The sequence below is a fragment of the Pseudomonadota bacterium genome, assembly GCA_026388255.1.
Classification (GTDB): Bacteria; Desulfobacterota; Syntrophorhabdia; order Syntrophorhabdales; family Syntrophorhabdaceae; genus JAPLKB01.
In genome coordinates this window covers 188,844-204,983 of the sequence record JAPLKC010000089.1, presented here as the reverse complement: position 1 = coordinate 204,983, position 16,140 = coordinate 188,844, and the positions used below count along the sequence as shown (strand labels likewise).

Sequence of the window (16,140 nt, the reverse complement as noted above, 5' to 3'; positions counted from 1 at the left end):
TTAATGGCACGAAATTTGTTATATATATGGGTATGGAAAATTTACTCATCAATAACACGTTTATGGGATTTACGGGTTCAGTGAATATGTCTGACGAACAATCAGCCTGCCAGGAAGGAGACTCTAAGAATTTTTTGAGCATCCTCCATAACATTATGAATGCCGGTTTTTTAAAGGGTGATGAAATGGGTATGGGAAACGGAGTTGTTACTCAACAGCCTTGCATACAGGATATATACCCGTTAATTCTGGGTTTACTTCAGAATATTTCAAACGCAAATACCCAAAACGGGAAGGATGCGGGTGTTGTCAGCAGCGATCAGTCACAGCAGCAATCGGCCGGAAAAGAAGATAGCAGCACAGAGGATAATAATACTATTAAGATCGATCCTTCAGGAACTGATGCTGCTTCTATCAGTGTCATACTGCATCTTCTTAGCAGCATTTCCGAAGCTTTGAACAATCAGGAGACGGTTAAACTCGATATTACCGGGATTGTCTGTGAACTCGCAGCAAAAAATATGCTTATGGATAGTGATGCAGAGGAAGGTCTTACCGGTGATAAGATTTTGATCTCTATTGAGAACATGACTGAAAACACTAAAGAAGAGGGGAACAGTTATTCTTTGTCTAAGGAATTGACTGAAATAGTGGAAAAAGGAGATACCTTGAAGCCTTTGCCGCTGCAGTCAACGGGAAATGCTGCAGCAATACCGGTTATTAATAATATTTTTTTAAATCTCGAACAGTTTGTCGAGAATGAAACGAAGGGTGATGGCACTAATCCCGGACAGTTTGTCAATAATGAAGCGCAGGGTGATGGCACTAAAAAAGAAAGTCTTCCTACGGAATGTTTTATACCTGGGGCATCGAATAAAGAGAACAATACAAATACATATTCCATGCTATCGGGAAGTGCTCAAAAACAAACTTTGAACGATGTGGATAGTGATATAAACAACAATATTGAAATTTTAGCAAGAAAAATAGCCGATACCATAAAGCAGGGGGGAGGCTACAATAAAGAATCATCCAATACAGAACACCAACAATTTGGTTTGGATAACGAGAACGTTAATAGCAGACGAGGCGGCTTCCAGGTTTTATTCGCTCAGGGAGAAAAGTTGTTTGATGAATCTTTAATGAATCAAAAGAAGGAGGTTGTGGAGCCGCAGAGCAAGGACATAAAAATATCGTTTAAGGATAATGATTTTTTGTCCTATTCAAAACAGGATCATTTTGAAAATGCCCTTGTTCAAGAAACGCAGAGACACAATAGTGTAAAGGAAGCGTCGTTTACATCCGTTATGACGGAGAAAATTGAGAAAATTGTTGAGCAATACTCAGCCAAAGGCGCATCTATGGATATGATTGTCAGATTAAAAATTAATGATAAGGATACATTGCTGGTCGGGCTTAGAAACGAGGGACAAAGGGTTATAGTTGATATCAAGACTGCAAACGGAGGGCTGATAAATATATTGCAAACCAATAAAGACGATATTATGCGTAGCTTGGAGGAAAAGAATGTATATACAAATATTTTTGTTGACCCGGACGGGAATGGTAGTTTCGATAAAAGGGAAGCGAAACGGGAAAATCAGAGAAATCCCAAAGAAACGGCAAAGCAGAAAGATTTTGTAGAGTTCTTAGAAACATCAGTACAAGGAGGTGTGTAATGGCAGTACAGGCTGTGAATAGCGCAACAACAGCAACATCAACAACAGCAACAAATAATTCAACAAACTTTGTCAATAAAGACGCTTTTCTAAAAATTCTTATATCTCAGTTAAAATATCAGGACCCTTTAGACCCGATGAAAGCAGATCAGTTCCTCAGTCAACTTTCTCAGTTGACCCAGGTCGAGCAGTTGCAGAACATAGCAGGCTCACTGGATGCAATGAAAAAAACAGCGGAAAACGGTAATATGACCCAATGGATTTCGACAATCGGCAAGAAGATGAATGTAGACAGCAACGTTCTTTCAAAAGGAGATCAGGTTTATTTGACGCCGTCTGGTGATTTCGATGAGGTAGTCTTGACATTAAAAAGCGCAAGTGACGGGTCCACAAAAGAGGTGAGGATTAAAAAGGGAGAACCATTGGTATATACATATGATGGTGATGATGTTGTAACCATGGCAACTATGGGATTAAAAAACAATAAGCAGGTTGGATGTACGGCGAGTGCGTACAGGGTTGTAAAAGGGGTGGATATGACGACAAGTGGAACGCCACTTCTAATTGCCGGGACCGGGGAAAGTTTTTCTGTAGATAAAATCAGGCAAATTAAAGAATAGGAGGTATGTATGTTAGGTTCTATGTTCTCAGGGATCAGCGGTTTGATGTCAAACAGTCAGGCAATAAATGTGGTTGGAAATAATATTGCCAATGTGAATACCATTGGATTTAAGGGGAGCAGAGCCACCTTTTCGGACCTTTTATATCAATCCATAAACGGAACAGCGGGTGCAAGCCAGGTTGGCCGGGGTTCCACGCTGACTACGGTTGATACCCAGTTTGCCCAGGGTTCTTTTGAAAGCACAAGTGAGCCTACGGATCTTGCCATTGGTGGTAAAGGTTTTTTTGTTGTAAAAGCACCGGAAGGCAATATGACAGAATATTATACAAGGGCAGGACAATTCAGATTCGACAAGGATGGCAACCTTGCTAACCCTACAGGGCTTATTTTACAGGGCAAAGCGATAGACCAGACGACTCAGAAGGCAGTAGGCGTTGATACAGATATAATCATTTCACAAAAGCCGAGTGACCCCAAGATTACAACGGCGATCGATATGACGGTAAACCTACAGTCGAATGCTGAATGGAAGGGGGCTGTAGGCAGCCTTGGTGGAGCCGGGACAAGTGTGGCCACAGTAACCAATACGCTCGGAAAATGGCCGATTGCCGGTAGTTATACAGCCGTAACAGCACTTACAGCAGGATCAGGAGCAGACATATCATTTACCGCAGCAACAAAAACAATAGCCGATGCTCATGCTATTTTCGATGTATTCTCAGTAGGAGATACGTTTACGGTAACAGGGTCAGGGAGCAACAATACAACCTTCACTATCGCTTCAATATCCGCAGATTTTAAATCAATAGTGGTCAAAGAAGCGGTGACGGGTGAAGCAGCGGGTGCTCCGGTTGTTATTAATGCCCCTCTATTGACTGTTACGGTTCAGCGGGTCGGACCTGATGGAACGACCACTATAGGAACTCCAATCGTTGAAAGCAAAGTGATAACGGCAGGAGCCAGCATAGCCAACTTTGAGGGTTTGGGCTTAGATATTATTACCGCCTCAGCCCTTGCTGCTGGTTCCCAGACATTCGATATTTCGGGCTTTAACGTGGATAGCCCGACAGCCACTTCGAATTATTCTTCTTCCATAACTGTGTATGACTCCAATGGCCAGTCTCATGTCGTTACGACATATTTCAGAAAGTCTAATATTGATTCATCATTGAACAGTATATGGGAATGGGCGGCTGTTGTGGGAGCGGGCGATGCGTCTACGGGCGAAAATACTCTGGCTTCATCCGGCGACCTTACATTCAATGATTCGGGCGTACTGCAGGGCGAGGGCTCCAATCATCAGATCATGTTTGATTTTACTACACCTGCCAAGCAGAACCAACCAATTAATCTGTCCTTTGGGACACTTTCTTCTATTTCCGGTGGCACTACGAAAGATCCCATGACGCAATACCCCATAGACTCAGCAACCAATTACCAGGCACAGGACGGGTTCCCGCCTGGAACCCTCACCAGTGTTTCCGTAGATGCTGACGGCATCATCTCAGGCCATTATTCTAACGGACAGATTATTGACCAGTATCAGATAACCCTTGCAAATTTCGGTGACCCGGTGGGGCTCACAAAGGAAGGGAATAACCTTTTTTCTGCAAACAACAAAACAGGAGATGCATATAAGTATGCACCGGGTGTTTCGGGGACCGGGAAGATAAACCCCAATTCCCTTGAACAGTCAAACGTTGATCTTGCAACGGAATTCGTGAAGATGATCGTAGCTCAGAGAGGATTCCAGGCCAATTCCAGGGTTATTACCACATCGGACGAGATACTGCAGGAGCTTATGAACCTGAAGAGATAAGAATAGTTCCTTTAATATTTGTCACATAAAATATGCTATCCTGTGGTAAGCCGCAGGGTAGCATATTTTATGTTTCTTTCCATCAAAAAAATCACGACAGCCAATTCTTGGTCCATTGTTCAAATGCTTAAGCCCATCTTCCGTTGTTTGCCCCAGTTTTTTCTGAAAAATCCTTTAAAATATTATTTATCAAGAACTATCTGTTTTATGTCAATTGGATGACATGGGTGTATTTCTTTCCAACATTAAAACTGTCTCCTGAGATTCAAGGATTCTCAAAACACTATGCAATGCAGATAAAATCAATGGCTACATATCTGTAACATTCTGTTTTTACTCATAACTTATAACACATTACTTTTAAATGTTTCCTTTGGCATATATATTGCTTTTGCATAATGTTGAAGGAGGGGTGTATGGAAGAAGAAGAACAAATAGAGGAAGAAAATATTGAGCAACCGGAAGAAAAAAAGAAGGGAAAATTCAAGCTTATATTATTGATTGTTTTTCTGGCATTGATTATCGGTGCCGGTGGAACTTATTTCTTTTTTGGAGACAAGATAATACAGCAGTTTTCCGGCACACCCGAAGGGACAGTTGAACCTAAAAAAGAAAAGAAGGAAAAAGCAGTTGGTCCCATACTGTCCTTTGAGCCGTTCCTTTTTAATATATCAGGCAATAGCTCAAGATTTGCAAAGGTGTCCATAGGGATTGAACTGAAAGATGTCAAAGTTCTTGAAGAGGCAAAAAAGATGGTGCCCATAGTGAGAGACAGGGTGCTTTCAGTGCTTGGCACTAAAGGACCTGAGATGCTTATGGATGTGAACAATAGAAATGCTATTAAACAGGAATTATATAATGCTCTGAAAAACATGTTTAAAGATCAGGGTGATTTAACGGCAATATATATCACTGATATTATCATCCAGTGAGGGGAGCAAATGGAACAGATACTGTCGCAGGAAGAAATCGATGCTTTGATGAGCGGTTTGTCGGAAGGAGAAATAGAGCCTCAGAAGGAAGTCGAAGCTGAAATTGAGCAGAAAATAGAAGTTCAAACGTTTGATTTTGTTAAATATACAAAAAGCAAAAAAGAGAATTTGCCTGCTTTGCAATTTATATACGACAGATTTGCAAAATCTTTTAGATCAGCGCTCTCCCTTTTTGTTGAGAAAGATGTTGAGATGGAGCAAGGTCCTATGCAGTACATCGAATACAGAGAGTTTATAAAGACGTTGCCGCTTCCGACAAATATGAATATTGTTGTTACAGAAAATTTGAAAGGGTTTTTTATAGTCATTTTTGATGCAAAGCTGATTTTTTCAGTGCTGGAAACTATTTTCGGGAGTTCGAACGCATCGGTCACAAGGATAGAAGGAAGGGAATTTACGAAGATTGAAATAGGCGTAATAAAGAAGATGGTAGACATTGTTTCCGTAGAAATGGAAAAGGCGTGGACGCCTGTTTATGAGATAAAATGCAAATATTCCAGGTCTGAAATGAACCCTAACTATATTACCATGGTGTCTCCGGAAGAAACGGTAAGTCTTTGCGAGATTTCGGTAGAGATCGGTGATATTACGGGTTGGATTAAGATATGCATGCCCTACGGTATACTTGAATCTATCAAGAGTTATCTGATTTCAACCCCTTCCCGTGAGGATATGGATATGAGGGAAAAGTGGCTCAAAAAACTCATGGAAAGAACTTCGGATGTACCGCTTGAGATCAAGGCTGTCCTTGGAAGACGGAAAATGTCTCTCGAAGACTTCTTAAAGGTTACCGAAGACAATATAATAATGGTGGACAGATGTGTGGATGACCCGGTTGATATTTTAATAAACGATAAAATAAAATTTAAAGGTAAGTTGGGTATTTTAAAGGGAAGCAAGGCAGTTATGATAGAGGAAGGGATCAATTGAAAAGACAAGAGAATAAAAGGCAGAGCACAGATTTAAATTTGAATGCTATCAGCCTGCAAGGTGGTATCTTTTATGATACCTGTGAAAAAAAATGGGAGGCAAGATGGAAGAACTTTTAATTGAAAATCAGCAGACAGGTAATTCGAAGAAGTTTGAGTTGAACTTTGATAGCCTTCTGGATATACCGGTTGAAATCTCTGTTGAAATTGGGAGAACGAAGATGGCTATCGGAGAACTTCTTTCGCTTTCAAAAGGATCAATTATTGAATTAAATAAGGTTGCCGGTGAATCTGTCGATATTTATGTTAACGGAAAACTTCTCGGCAAGGGTGAGATAGTTGTTGTGAACGAACGTTTAGGCGTGAGGATTATGGATATTGTTACGCCTAAGGAAAGAGTTCAAAAGCTTGCATAATGGATATATATATTAATGTTATTAAAGTTGTTTTTATTCTTCTGGGGATTGTTTCCGGTATGGCGCTGTTATATAGATACGCCGGAAAATTCAAACGTAACCTGAGACAGGAAAAATCTGATTATAACCTGAAAAAACAGGATTCAATCTATCTGGGATACAAAAAATATGTTTCTGTAATAGAAGTTAATGAGTACGTATTGGTTGTTGGCGTTGGGGAGAAAGACCTGACACTTCTTGCAAAATGGAAAAAGGCGGACAAAGGCTCATGAAAATTTTATTGATCATCACTATTATCGTTTCCCTATTTTTTATACCTGTCCTCGTTCATGCAAAAGCAAATACTCAAGACAAAGCACAGGGGAAAAGCGACTTGTTGGGCATGCTCACCACGAGTGAGGGCAACAAAAATCTTATAAGTATTGTAACGGTTCTCACGATTTTAACCTTTGCCCCGGCAATTCTTTTGCTGATGAGTTCTTTTACCAGAATTGTTATTGTTTTGTCTATTCTGAGGCAGGCAATCGGAATGCCGCAACTCCCTCCGAACCAAATCATTGTGGGACTCTCACTGTTTTTAACCTTTTTTGTTATGGCCCCAACTTACGAAAAGGTGCATATGAATGCGCTATCTCCATATATGAGTAATAAAATAGGCTTTGATGAATTCCTTACGAGTGCATCGAAGGAGATGAGTATTTTTATGCTTAAATATACAAAAGAGAAGGATTTAGCGCTTTTTATAAATATTGCAGGCTTAAATAAGCCGAAAAGCCATAGCGAAATCCCTATGCGGGTGCTTGTGCCTGCATTTGCAATAAGTGAATTGAAAAGGGCTTTTCAGATAGGATTTCTTTTGTATATTCCCTTTCTTGTTATTGATATGGTAGTAGCGAGTGTGCTTCTGGCTGCCGGTATGATGATGCTGCCGCCGATATTTATATCTCTGCCTTTCAAGCTTATGCTCTTTGTGCTTGTAGACGGATGGAATCTACTTGTGGGTTCATTGATCAAAAGTTTTTAAAAGGAGGAAAAGGATGAGCCAGGATCTTATAGTTCAAATCTTCAGAGATGTTCTTAAAACAACGCTTATGGTAATGGCGCCGGCATTACTTGCTTCAATTGTTGTCGGTTTGCTGATCAGCATTTTTCAGGCAGCTACACAAATACATGAAATGACGCTGGTTTTTGTACCTAAGATACTTGTCATAGCGGCGTGTCTGATGGTTTTGTTCCCCTGGATGTTAAACGTTCTCACGACGTATACAATAAATCTTTTTTCAAATATCCCTGTTTATGTGAGATAGATGCCTATTGATATTAATATAAGCGGTCAAAAGTTTATACTGGTTTTTTTCAGGGTAGCCTCTATCCTGTGGCTTTTGCCTTTATTTTCATCAAGGGCCGTATCGGTTTCATTTAAAGCAGGACTATCCTTAGTCATATCCTTTTTGCTTTTTGACCTTGTGAGTGTGAATCAAACCCTTAGCAGCGATACATATTATATGCTGTTACTGATTCTTAAAGAGGTTTTTATTGGGTTGACAATTAGTATTTTTGTGAGGATTTTGTTTTCAACAGTTTATGCAGCCGGAGAGGTTTCAGCCTTTCAGACCGGGTTCGGTTTTGCCCGTTTTATGGATCCCGTCAGCATGACGCAGGTGTCTGTATTGGAGCAATTCATTAATATACTCACTATCATTGTTTTTTTTGCTATTGATGCCCACCATATTTTGATTAAAGGTATATTTCTCAGCTTTAAGGAACTTCCTATCGGTGCAGCTGTTCTGAATAATTCCCTGTTTTATCATATAGGCAACCTTACCAGCAGTATATTTTCAATAGGACTGAGGATAGGCGCACCGTTAATAGTAACACTTTTTATTGTTGATCTGGCATTTGGCTTACTTTCGAGGATGATTCCGCAGATTAATATATTTATCGAAGGGATGCCTATGAAGATATTAATAACATTTGTTGTACTCTCTCTTTCGCTGGGCATTATGACTACCTCTATAGTTAATATTTTCAGGGGTATGGATATGGGAGTTTTAAAAATCATGAGACTTATGGTGTAATGCATGGCTGATTCCTTTCAGGAAAAGACAGAGCAGCCGACCGATAAGCGGCTCGAAGATGCAAGAAACAAGGGCCAGGTTCCCCAGTCAAAGGAGTTGTCTTCATGTTTTGCAATCCTTTTCACTTCTATATTTTTGTACTTTTCGTTGTCCTATGGTTTTGGCGAGATGTTTAAGGTGTATACGAGTTACGTTAAAAATATCGATCTTGATGTAAATATTTCTAATATTTACAGCATATTATCTTTCGGTATATTTAAATGGCTGTGGCTTGTCCTGCCGATCTTTGCACTGCTTAGTGCAATCGCTGTATTGGGAAGCGTTTTGCAGTCCGGTTTTATGTGGAGCTCTGAATCCATAAAATTTGATTTTGAAAAACTTAACCCTGTTGAGGGAATAAAAAAGTTGTTTACAAAGAGATCTGCAGTAGAGATTTTAAAATCTCTTATAAAGATTGTTATACTTGTATATATATCATATTCGCTCATTATTAAGGAATTGCCGGATTTAATCTCTCTGCCTTCCAGGGACATAAAACTGATAATGGAATACCTTGGAAAAACATCTTTCCGTTTAGCCTTAAAGGTCAGTATTGTTTTATTGTTTCTTGCCGGACTGGATTATCTGTTTCAGAGATGGCAGCACAGGAAAGAACTGATGATGACGCAACAGGAGGTAAAGGAGGAATATAAGGACAGGGAGGGTAATCCTCTTATTAAATCGAGGATCAGGAGCCTCCAGAGGGAAATGTCGAGGAGGAGAATGATTGAGGATGTAAAAACCGCCGATGTAATTATTACAAACCCGACAACCTTTGCAGTAGCGCTTAAATATAATCCAAAAGAGATGCCCGCGCCAAAAGTAGTGGCAAAGGGTGCAGGATTTATTGCGCAAAGGATAAAAGAAGTAGCAATACAGCACGGTGTTCCATTGAGAGAAGACAAGCCGCTTGCCCAGGCGCTGTTCTATTCTGTTAAAGTTGGCAATAGCATACCGGAAAAATTTTATCTGATTGTAGCAGAGCTCCTTGCACAGATATATAGAAAGAAAAACAGGATAACACTATAGTGAATAGTAATTTTGTCAAATATGTAAGAGAGAAAAGCGATGTAGTAATAGCGGTAAGTATTGTTTTTGTTATACTTATCATGGTTGTTCCGCTAAACAGTTTTTTTATAGATATATTTTTAACATTAAGCATATCCATATCTTTACTTATTCTTTTTATAGGCATGTATATACACAGGCCGCTTGATTTTTCGGTTTTTCCCTCTATTTTGCTTATTACAACACTTTTCAGACTTTCTCTAAACATAGCATCCACGAGGTTGATTCTTGTTCATGGTGATGAAGGCTCGCATGCCGCAGGCCGTGTTATTCAAGCATTCGGCACGTTCATTGTCGGCGGGAATTATATCGTCGGCGCAGTTGTCTTCCTGATCCTTGTAATCATTAATTTTGTTGTTATAACAAAAGGTGCAGGCAGGGTTGCCGAGGTGGCGGCGCGATTCACACTTGATGCAATGCCGGGTAAGCAGATGAGCATAGATGCAGACCTGAGCGCCGGTCTTATGAATGATACGGAGGCGAGGCAAAGAAGGGAAAGAGTTGAGCTTGAGGCAGATTTTTATGGTGCAATGGACGGTGCAAGTAAATTTGTAAGAGGCGATGCGATTGCCGGCATTATTATAATTTTTGTAAATATAATAGGCGGCTTGCTAATTGGTGTTGCCCAAAAAGGCATGTCTTTTGATGATGCGTTGTCGGTGTATACCATAATGACTATTGGCGATGGTCTGGTTAGCCAGATACCTGCGCTTTTAACTTCAACTGCTGCAGGTATTATTGTCACAAGGGCTGCGAGCGATTCTAATCTTGGCAGGGATGTCTTCAACCAGATGTTGACTCAGCAGAAGGCAATGACCCTTGCATCCATTGTTATATTATCTCTCGGTATGGTTCCAGGAATTCCCCTTATGCCTTTTTTAATACTTTCTTCATGTACTTTCGGTATGGGCTACCTGGTAAAAAAACAGGAACAGGAAGAAGCGGCAGTTATACCGGAAGAGATCCGTGTAGAAGAAGAGAAAATGGAACTTATCCAGCCTCTTGAAATTATTGAATTGGAAATAGGTTATGGACTTATACCGATAGTAGACGCTGAACAAGGCGGAGAGCTCCTTGGTAAGATAAGGGCAATGAGAAAACAAATGGCTTTCGAGCTTGGCATAATGGTTCCGCCGATGAAACTCAGGGATAATCTTCAGTTAAAAGCCAGTGAATACATTATCCTTTTAAAAGGCATAGAAGTCGGCAGGGGAGAATTGCTTCTCGGGCATGTTCTGGCTATGGGATCCGAGGAGAGACAAAATGTTGTGGATGGTATACCCGCAAAGGAGCCGGTATTTAATCTTGATGCAATCTGGATTAAGGAAAAAGACAGGGATAAATGTATTACCGAGGGTTTCACGGTTGTAGATCATCCGACAGTCATTGCAACGCATTTGACGGAAATAGTACGAAATAATGCCCACGACCTTATGACAAGACAGGAGACGCAAAAGCTTGTTGAGACGATATCGTCTACACACCCGAAAGTTGTAGAGGAACTATCTCAAACCCAGATCAATATAGGGGTTATTCAAAAAGTTCTGCAGAATCTTCTCAGAGAACAGGTATCAATAAGAGATCTTGTAACGATACTCGAAGCCGTAGCTGATATATCTTCAAGCGTGAGGGATCCTGATCTGATAACCGAATATGTTAGACAGCGCATTTCCAGGAATATTTTAAAACCATACCTCACGGATGGAATATTGAATATTCTGATTTTTGAAAAGTCTCTTGAAGAAAAGATTATTAACAGTGTGCAGCCCTCTGATCAGGGAGGACTGTTTGCGTTTGACCTTACATTTAGTCAAAGATTGATCGAAAAAATAGGGGATGAGGCAAAAAAGGCGATGCTCCAGAATGTACAGCCGATTTTGCTTGTCCATCCTGTCGCAAGGGGGAAATTAAGAAGGTTTCTTGAAAGGTATATCCATGGTATTACAGTAATTTCACACAACGAAATCCCACCGCAGATCAGAATACAAACAAGCGGGGTCATAAAGATTAATGAAAATTAAAACATATATTTTTGAAGATATAAAGGAAGGAATAGAGAGGATAAAGGAGGAATATGGTGCGGATACCATAATTTTGGACATTAAAAATAACAGCAAAAGCTCAAGGAAAAGTTGTGAAATATCAATCGGGTTGGATGATGATCCTGAATTTGAAGAAGATAATACAGGAGCACTTAGAAAGAAGACAGAAGAAATATGGAGCCAAACCACAAAATTTTTAAGTGAAAAAATCACGGGTTTAGAATTGGAAATAGTAAGGGACAGAGTAAAACAATATCCGTTACCCCTAAAAGTTTTTTTTGAAAAGATGAGGAAAAATGGATTTGATATTCAACTTGCTGTTTCAATGATTTCTGAGATTTACGGCGAGATAGGCGTGCTTGCAAATGACAATGCCAAGGCCAATTTCTTTTTCAGGAATGCAATAGCAAAAAGGATAAAGATATATGATATAGTCAATTCAAATGAACATATTTTAATGCTGGGGCCTACTGGTGCAGGAAAAACACAGACAGCAAAAAAACTTTCCAAGTTGCTTTCAAATATGAAACAGGATGTTTCAGTATTGGTATATGATCCTGCAAGAAAAGGATGTTGGGATGAGCATATAATTTTTTCAGAAAGCAACGGCATACCCTTTTCTTTTGCTTCAAGCGAGGAAGATCTTTTTCTGAAAATTGCAAAAGACAGGACGAGAAAGATTATCGATATTTCAGGATACATTGATTTGCAAAAGAGGGTTGTAACAAGATTGAAAGATGTAAAAAAAATCATTCTTTTACCGGCTGGCGCAAGAGACGAAAAGATAAGGAATTACTGCAACCGGTTCAGCGATTCGAATATTGCCGGACTTATTTTTACAAAACTTGATGAGGAAGAAACTCTTGGCCATATTTGTCACAATCTTATTTTTTTAGAACAACCGGTTTGTTGTCTTACAACAGGTATGGGTATTGGTGATGTTTTAACGCCGAACCACGAAACATTTTATAAAATACTTTTAGAGGGAAACATATGGAAAACAGGCGAAAAAAGATTATTGCAGTAACGAGCGGAAAAGGCGGGGTCGGCAAATCGTCCATAGTTTCAAATATGGCTTATATACTTGGGTCAAATAATGAATCAACATACATCCTTGACGCTGACCTTTCCCTCGGGAATATAGATATCATGTTTGGTTTGGTTCCTAAATTCAATATAAAAGATTTGATTGAAGGGAAAAAGAGTATAGGGGAGATTATAGTTGAAGGTCAGGGCGGCGTCAGGCTTATCCCTGCCACATCCGGTATCAGCGAGTTTTCCAGCCTTACTGCAGAGGAAAAAAACATATTATTTTCTTCTTTCCAGGAATTGCCTGAATACGATTTCCTCATTATCGACACTTCTGCCGGTATATCCTCCAATGTTATCTATTTTAATTCAATCAGCAACGATATTATTATTATTGTTACACCCGACCCGGCAAGTATTACCGATTCCTATGCCGTTATTAAAGTTTTATATAAAAAGACAGGCAGGAGGGATTTTAATATTATAGTGAATATGGCAAAAGACGAGCAGGAGGGTCTTGAGATATACAGAAAACTTCTCTCTGTGACAGATAAATTCCTGGATGTTTACCTTGATTTTATCGGTTATATCCCGATGGATAGAAACATTAATATGGCCACGAAAAAACAGAAATTATGGGTTAAATATTTTCCCGATACGCAGGCAACAAAGGCGCTTTTAAAAATCTGCAACAGGCTGGTATCCTGATATGTGGAAAAGGGCATATGCTCAAAATATAGAGGATGAAAGGGAAAGAATTGTTGAAGAATTTATTCCTATTATTAAAAACCTTGCTTACAAGGTTTCAAAAGGTTTTGAAGAAAAAAATATGATAGAAGACCTTATATCTGCCGGCATTGTAGGGTTGCTTGAAGCGATAGAGAAGTATGATGCAAAAAGGGGAGCAAAATTAAATACATTTGCTTATCTCAGGATAAGGGGCGCAATGATAGATGAACTCCGGTCAAGAGACTGGTTCCCGAGAAGCGCAAGGTCTAAGACAAAAAAGATAGAAGAAGTCATAAGGAAGCTTGAAAACAGGCTCGGCAGATATCCCAAGGAAGAAGAAGTAGCCGAGGAAATGCATATAGACTTTGAAGATTATTTATCATTGATGAAAGACTATAAAAATCTTTCTATTCTGAGCATAGAAGATTTGCATGAAGCAATCGGAGAAGACAGGGAAAAAATCATCAATTATGTAACGGATGAAAACGATAACCCGGAAAAATATGCAGAATTTCACGAGTTGGAGGGGATACTTGCAAAGGAAATTGAAAGGCTTCCTGAAAAACAAAAGATTGTTCTCAGCCTTTATTATCATGAAGATATGAACATGAAAGAAATAGCCAAGGTACTTTCAATTACCGAAGCAAGGGTTTGCCAAATACATTCGCAGGCCATAATTGCTTTAAGGTCAACCATAAAAAAACGCATTCACGGCTAAAGTTTAATCCGGATTATTCGATAACTAACAAAAGAGAAATGGTATACATGGATAATGATTATATCCACAACAAGTTAAAAAAAATTGAGTTATTGCCAACTTTTTCAAATATTGTGGGAGAGGTTTTGGGTATTATTGAAGACCCTATGAGTTCTGCTTCCGATCTTGCAAGACATATGGACCCATCTATGGTGGGGGAGGTATTAAGGATAGCAAATAGCGCTTATTATGGCACACGAAATTTCAGGAATATAGCTACGATAGAACATGCAATAGCGGTAATCGGCTATAAACAACTTTCACAGATTATTCTTCAGATGCCCTTTGTTTCCATGGTGAACGGAAATGATAAGGCATTTGACCGGAATAAATTCATCAGACATTCCATAATCTGTGGCGTATTATCAGACGCTTTAAGCTCGGCAACTTTCCTCGGCAATCCTAATGAGGCTTATATAAGCGGTATAATGCATGATATAGGAATAATTATCATATATAGGTATTTTAAGGATCAATGGGACAGTATAAATTTTTTGATCGAGGATAAGCAATTATCAAGAATTGAGGCGGAACAAAAGGTATTTTCCGTTGACCATGGATATATTGGCGCAATGCTTTTGGAGCTATGGAATGTACCGAAGCAAATAACGGATAGCGTTAAGTTTCACCACAGTCCCGAAAGTGCAGAAGAAAACATAGATAACGTTGCCGTTACATTTCTTGGAAACATATTCTCGAATCAAATTGATTTTAAAAGTGATTTAGTTAATTTTATTGATTTTATGGTAGTCCATAGAGATTTTATCGAGCAAATTGCCAGGTTCAGGGAAAACATTTCTTCAAATGATGAAATGAGAATTTTTAGAAAGATCTATGATGCATTAAAGGGTGTTAATAATTATATCGAAGGGGTAATCGAGTAAGACTATGATCAAAGTTCTTGTAGTTGACGATTCGGCTTTTATGAGGAGTGCAATATCGAGGATGCTTGAAAAAGATGACGATATCCATGTGGTGGGTACGGCAAAAAACGGACAGGAAGCCATTGAAAAAGTAGATGAATTGAAGCCTGATGTAGTCACGCTTGACATAGAGATGCCTGTAATGAACGGTATTGAAGCCCTTAAGCATATTATAGCCAAGCACCATCTGCCTGTTATCATGTTTAGTGCACTTACAAAAGAAGGCGCTGAAATTACGATGGAAGCTTTACACATAGGGGCTTCTGATTTTATTACAAAAGATTTTTCAAATGTTTCGCTTAACATTTCTACCAAAGAGAATGAATTAATCAATAAAGTAAAGAGCGTTGCCATGAATAAAGTTATGGTTCTGCTCAAAAGGCTTGAGCAAATGCGAAAGCCTTTTGTTATGAACATCAATAATGCCAATAAAAACAATAATCATACCAAGCATAAGATACTTGCAATAGGCGCATCTACCGGCGGGCCGCCTGCGCTTCAGCATATTCTTACAAGATTCCCTAAGGATTTCCCTGTGCCTATAATTATTGCCCAGCATATGCCGAAATTGTTTACCCAGTCTTTTGCACAGAGATTGAATACAGCCTCTCAGATTGAGGTGAAGGAGGCAGAAAATGGGGAAATGCTAAGACCTGGAATTGCATTGATTGCACCCGGCGATACCCATATGGGCATCAAACGAAGAGGGAATGATGTGGTTGTCGAGTTTGTGAACGATTCAAAATATATATTCCGTCCATCTGTTGACCTTCTTATGAGTTCTACTGCGAATACATACGGGTCTTATTCTCTTGGCATTATATTGACTGGTATGGGCAATGACGGGCTGGTCGGAATAAAGGAAATAAAGTCAAAGAACGGTTATGTCATTGCGCAGGATGAAGATACGTGCGTTGTGTATGGAATGCCCAGGGCTGTTGTAAATGCAAATATGGCAGATGCAGTGTTGCCGATAGACAAAATACCTGAAGAGATCATTAAAATATTGTGAGGGGAA

The 16,140-nt window shown here is 39.4% G+C and carries 17 protein-coding genes; all 17 read left to right on the top strand.

The window, feature by feature from the left end; genetic code table 11:
- Positions 1–32 precede the first annotated feature (32 nt).
- The 17 genes from NT178_13360 to NT178_13280 all read left to right on the top strand — a co-directional run bounded on the left by NT178_13360 (position 33) and on the right by NT178_13280 (position 16,134).
- Positions 33–1,679, top strand: a complete 1,647-nt coding sequence (locus tag NT178_13360) for a hypothetical protein (protein MCX5813512.1) — start codon at positions 33–35, stop codon at positions 1,677–1,679.
- Positions 1,679–2,299 (top strand): hypothetical protein, encoded by a 621-nt coding sequence (locus tag NT178_13355; protein MCX5813511.1) that lies wholly within the window; start codon positions 1,679–1,681, stop codon positions 2,297–2,299. Before NT178_13360 ends, NT178_13355 begins: the two co-directional genes overlap by 1 nt.
- A gap of 9 nt (positions 2,300–2,308) precedes the next feature.
- Positions 2,309–4,120 (top strand): flagellar hook protein FlgE, encoded by a 1,812-nt coding sequence (locus NT178_13350; GenBank protein ID MCX5813510.1) that lies wholly within the window; start codon positions 2,309–2,311, stop codon positions 4,118–4,120.
- Between the two features lie 416 nt (positions 4,121–4,536).
- Positions 4,537–5,052, top strand: coding sequence for a flagellar basal body-associated FliL family protein (locus tag NT178_13345; protein ID MCX5813509.1), 516 nt, complete (start codon positions 4,537–4,539; stop codon positions 5,050–5,052).
- Between the two features lie 9 nt (positions 5,053–5,061).
- The gene (gene fliM, locus NT178_13340; GenBank protein MCX5813508.1) at positions 5,062–6,042 is read left to right on the top strand and encodes a flagellar motor switch protein FliM; all 981 of its coding nucleotides are present in this window, start codon (positions 5,062–5,064) and stop codon (positions 6,040–6,042) included.
- A 103-nt stretch (positions 6,043–6,145) separates the two neighbouring features.
- Positions 6,146–6,457, top strand: coding sequence for a flagellar motor switch protein FliN (gene fliN / locus NT178_13335; GenBank protein ID MCX5813507.1), 312 nt, complete (start codon positions 6,146–6,148; stop codon positions 6,455–6,457).
- Positions 6,457–6,729, top strand: a complete 273-nt coding sequence (locus tag NT178_13330) for a flagellar biosynthetic protein FliO (GenBank protein MCX5813506.1) — start codon at positions 6,457–6,459, stop codon at positions 6,727–6,729. The genes fliN and NT178_13330 overlap by 1 nt, the downstream gene beginning before the upstream one ends.
- Positions 6,726–7,481, top strand: a complete 756-nt coding sequence (gene fliP / locus NT178_13325) for a flagellar type III secretion system pore protein FliP (protein ID MCX5813505.1) — start codon at positions 6,726–6,728, stop codon at positions 7,479–7,481. Before NT178_13330 ends, fliP begins: the two co-directional genes overlap by 4 nt.
- Positions 7,482–7,494: 13 nt before the next feature.
- A complete protein-coding gene (gene fliQ / locus NT178_13320) occupies positions 7,495–7,764 on the top strand; it encodes a flagellar biosynthesis protein FliQ (GenBank protein MCX5813504.1) in 270 nt (89 codons plus the stop codon).
- Complete coding sequence (gene fliR / locus NT178_13315) at positions 7,765–8,535, top strand: flagellar biosynthetic protein FliR (GenBank protein MCX5813503.1); 771 nt, start codon at positions 7,765–7,767, stop codon at positions 8,533–8,535.
- A 3-nt stretch (positions 8,536–8,538) separates the two neighbouring features.
- On the top strand, positions 8,539–9,603 hold the full coding sequence (gene flhB / locus NT178_13310; GenBank protein ID MCX5813502.1) for a flagellar biosynthesis protein FlhB: 1,065 nt from the start codon (positions 8,539–8,541) through the stop codon (positions 9,601–9,603).
- On the top strand, positions 9,603–11,663 hold the full coding sequence (flhA, locus tag NT178_13305) for a flagellar biosynthesis protein FlhA (GenBank protein MCX5813501.1): 2,061 nt from the start codon (positions 9,603–9,605) through the stop codon (positions 11,661–11,663). The genes flhB and flhA overlap by 1 nt, the downstream gene beginning before the upstream one ends.
- Positions 11,653–12,711: a DUF87 domain-containing protein gene (locus NT178_13300; GenBank protein MCX5813500.1), complete on the top strand. Its 1,059-nt coding sequence runs from the start codon at positions 11,653–11,655 to the stop codon at positions 12,709–12,711. The genes flhA and NT178_13300 overlap by 11 nt, the downstream gene beginning before the upstream one ends.
- Entirely contained in the window at positions 12,678–13,421 is a 744-nt protein-coding gene (locus NT178_13295; GenBank protein ID MCX5813499.1) for a MinD/ParA family protein, read from the top strand. Before NT178_13300 ends, NT178_13295 begins: the two co-directional genes overlap by 34 nt.
- Before the next feature lies 1 nt (position 13,422).
- Complete coding sequence (locus NT178_13290; GenBank protein MCX5813498.1) at positions 13,423–14,160, top strand: FliA/WhiG family RNA polymerase sigma factor; 738 nt, start codon at positions 13,423–13,425, stop codon at positions 14,158–14,160.
- A gap of 47 nt (positions 14,161–14,207) precedes the next feature.
- Positions 14,208–15,083 carry an HDOD domain-containing protein gene (locus NT178_13285; GenBank protein ID MCX5813497.1) on the top strand — a complete coding sequence of 292 codons (876 nt, stop codon included), beginning with the start codon at positions 14,208–14,210 and terminating at the stop codon, positions 15,081–15,083.
- Positions 15,084–15,087: 4 nt separating this feature from the next.
- Positions 15,088–16,134: a chemotaxis response regulator protein-glutamate methylesterase gene (locus tag NT178_13280; GenBank protein ID MCX5813496.1), complete on the top strand. Its 1,047-nt coding sequence runs from the start codon at positions 15,088–15,090 to the stop codon at positions 16,132–16,134.
- Positions 16,135–16,140 lie beyond the last annotated feature (6 nt).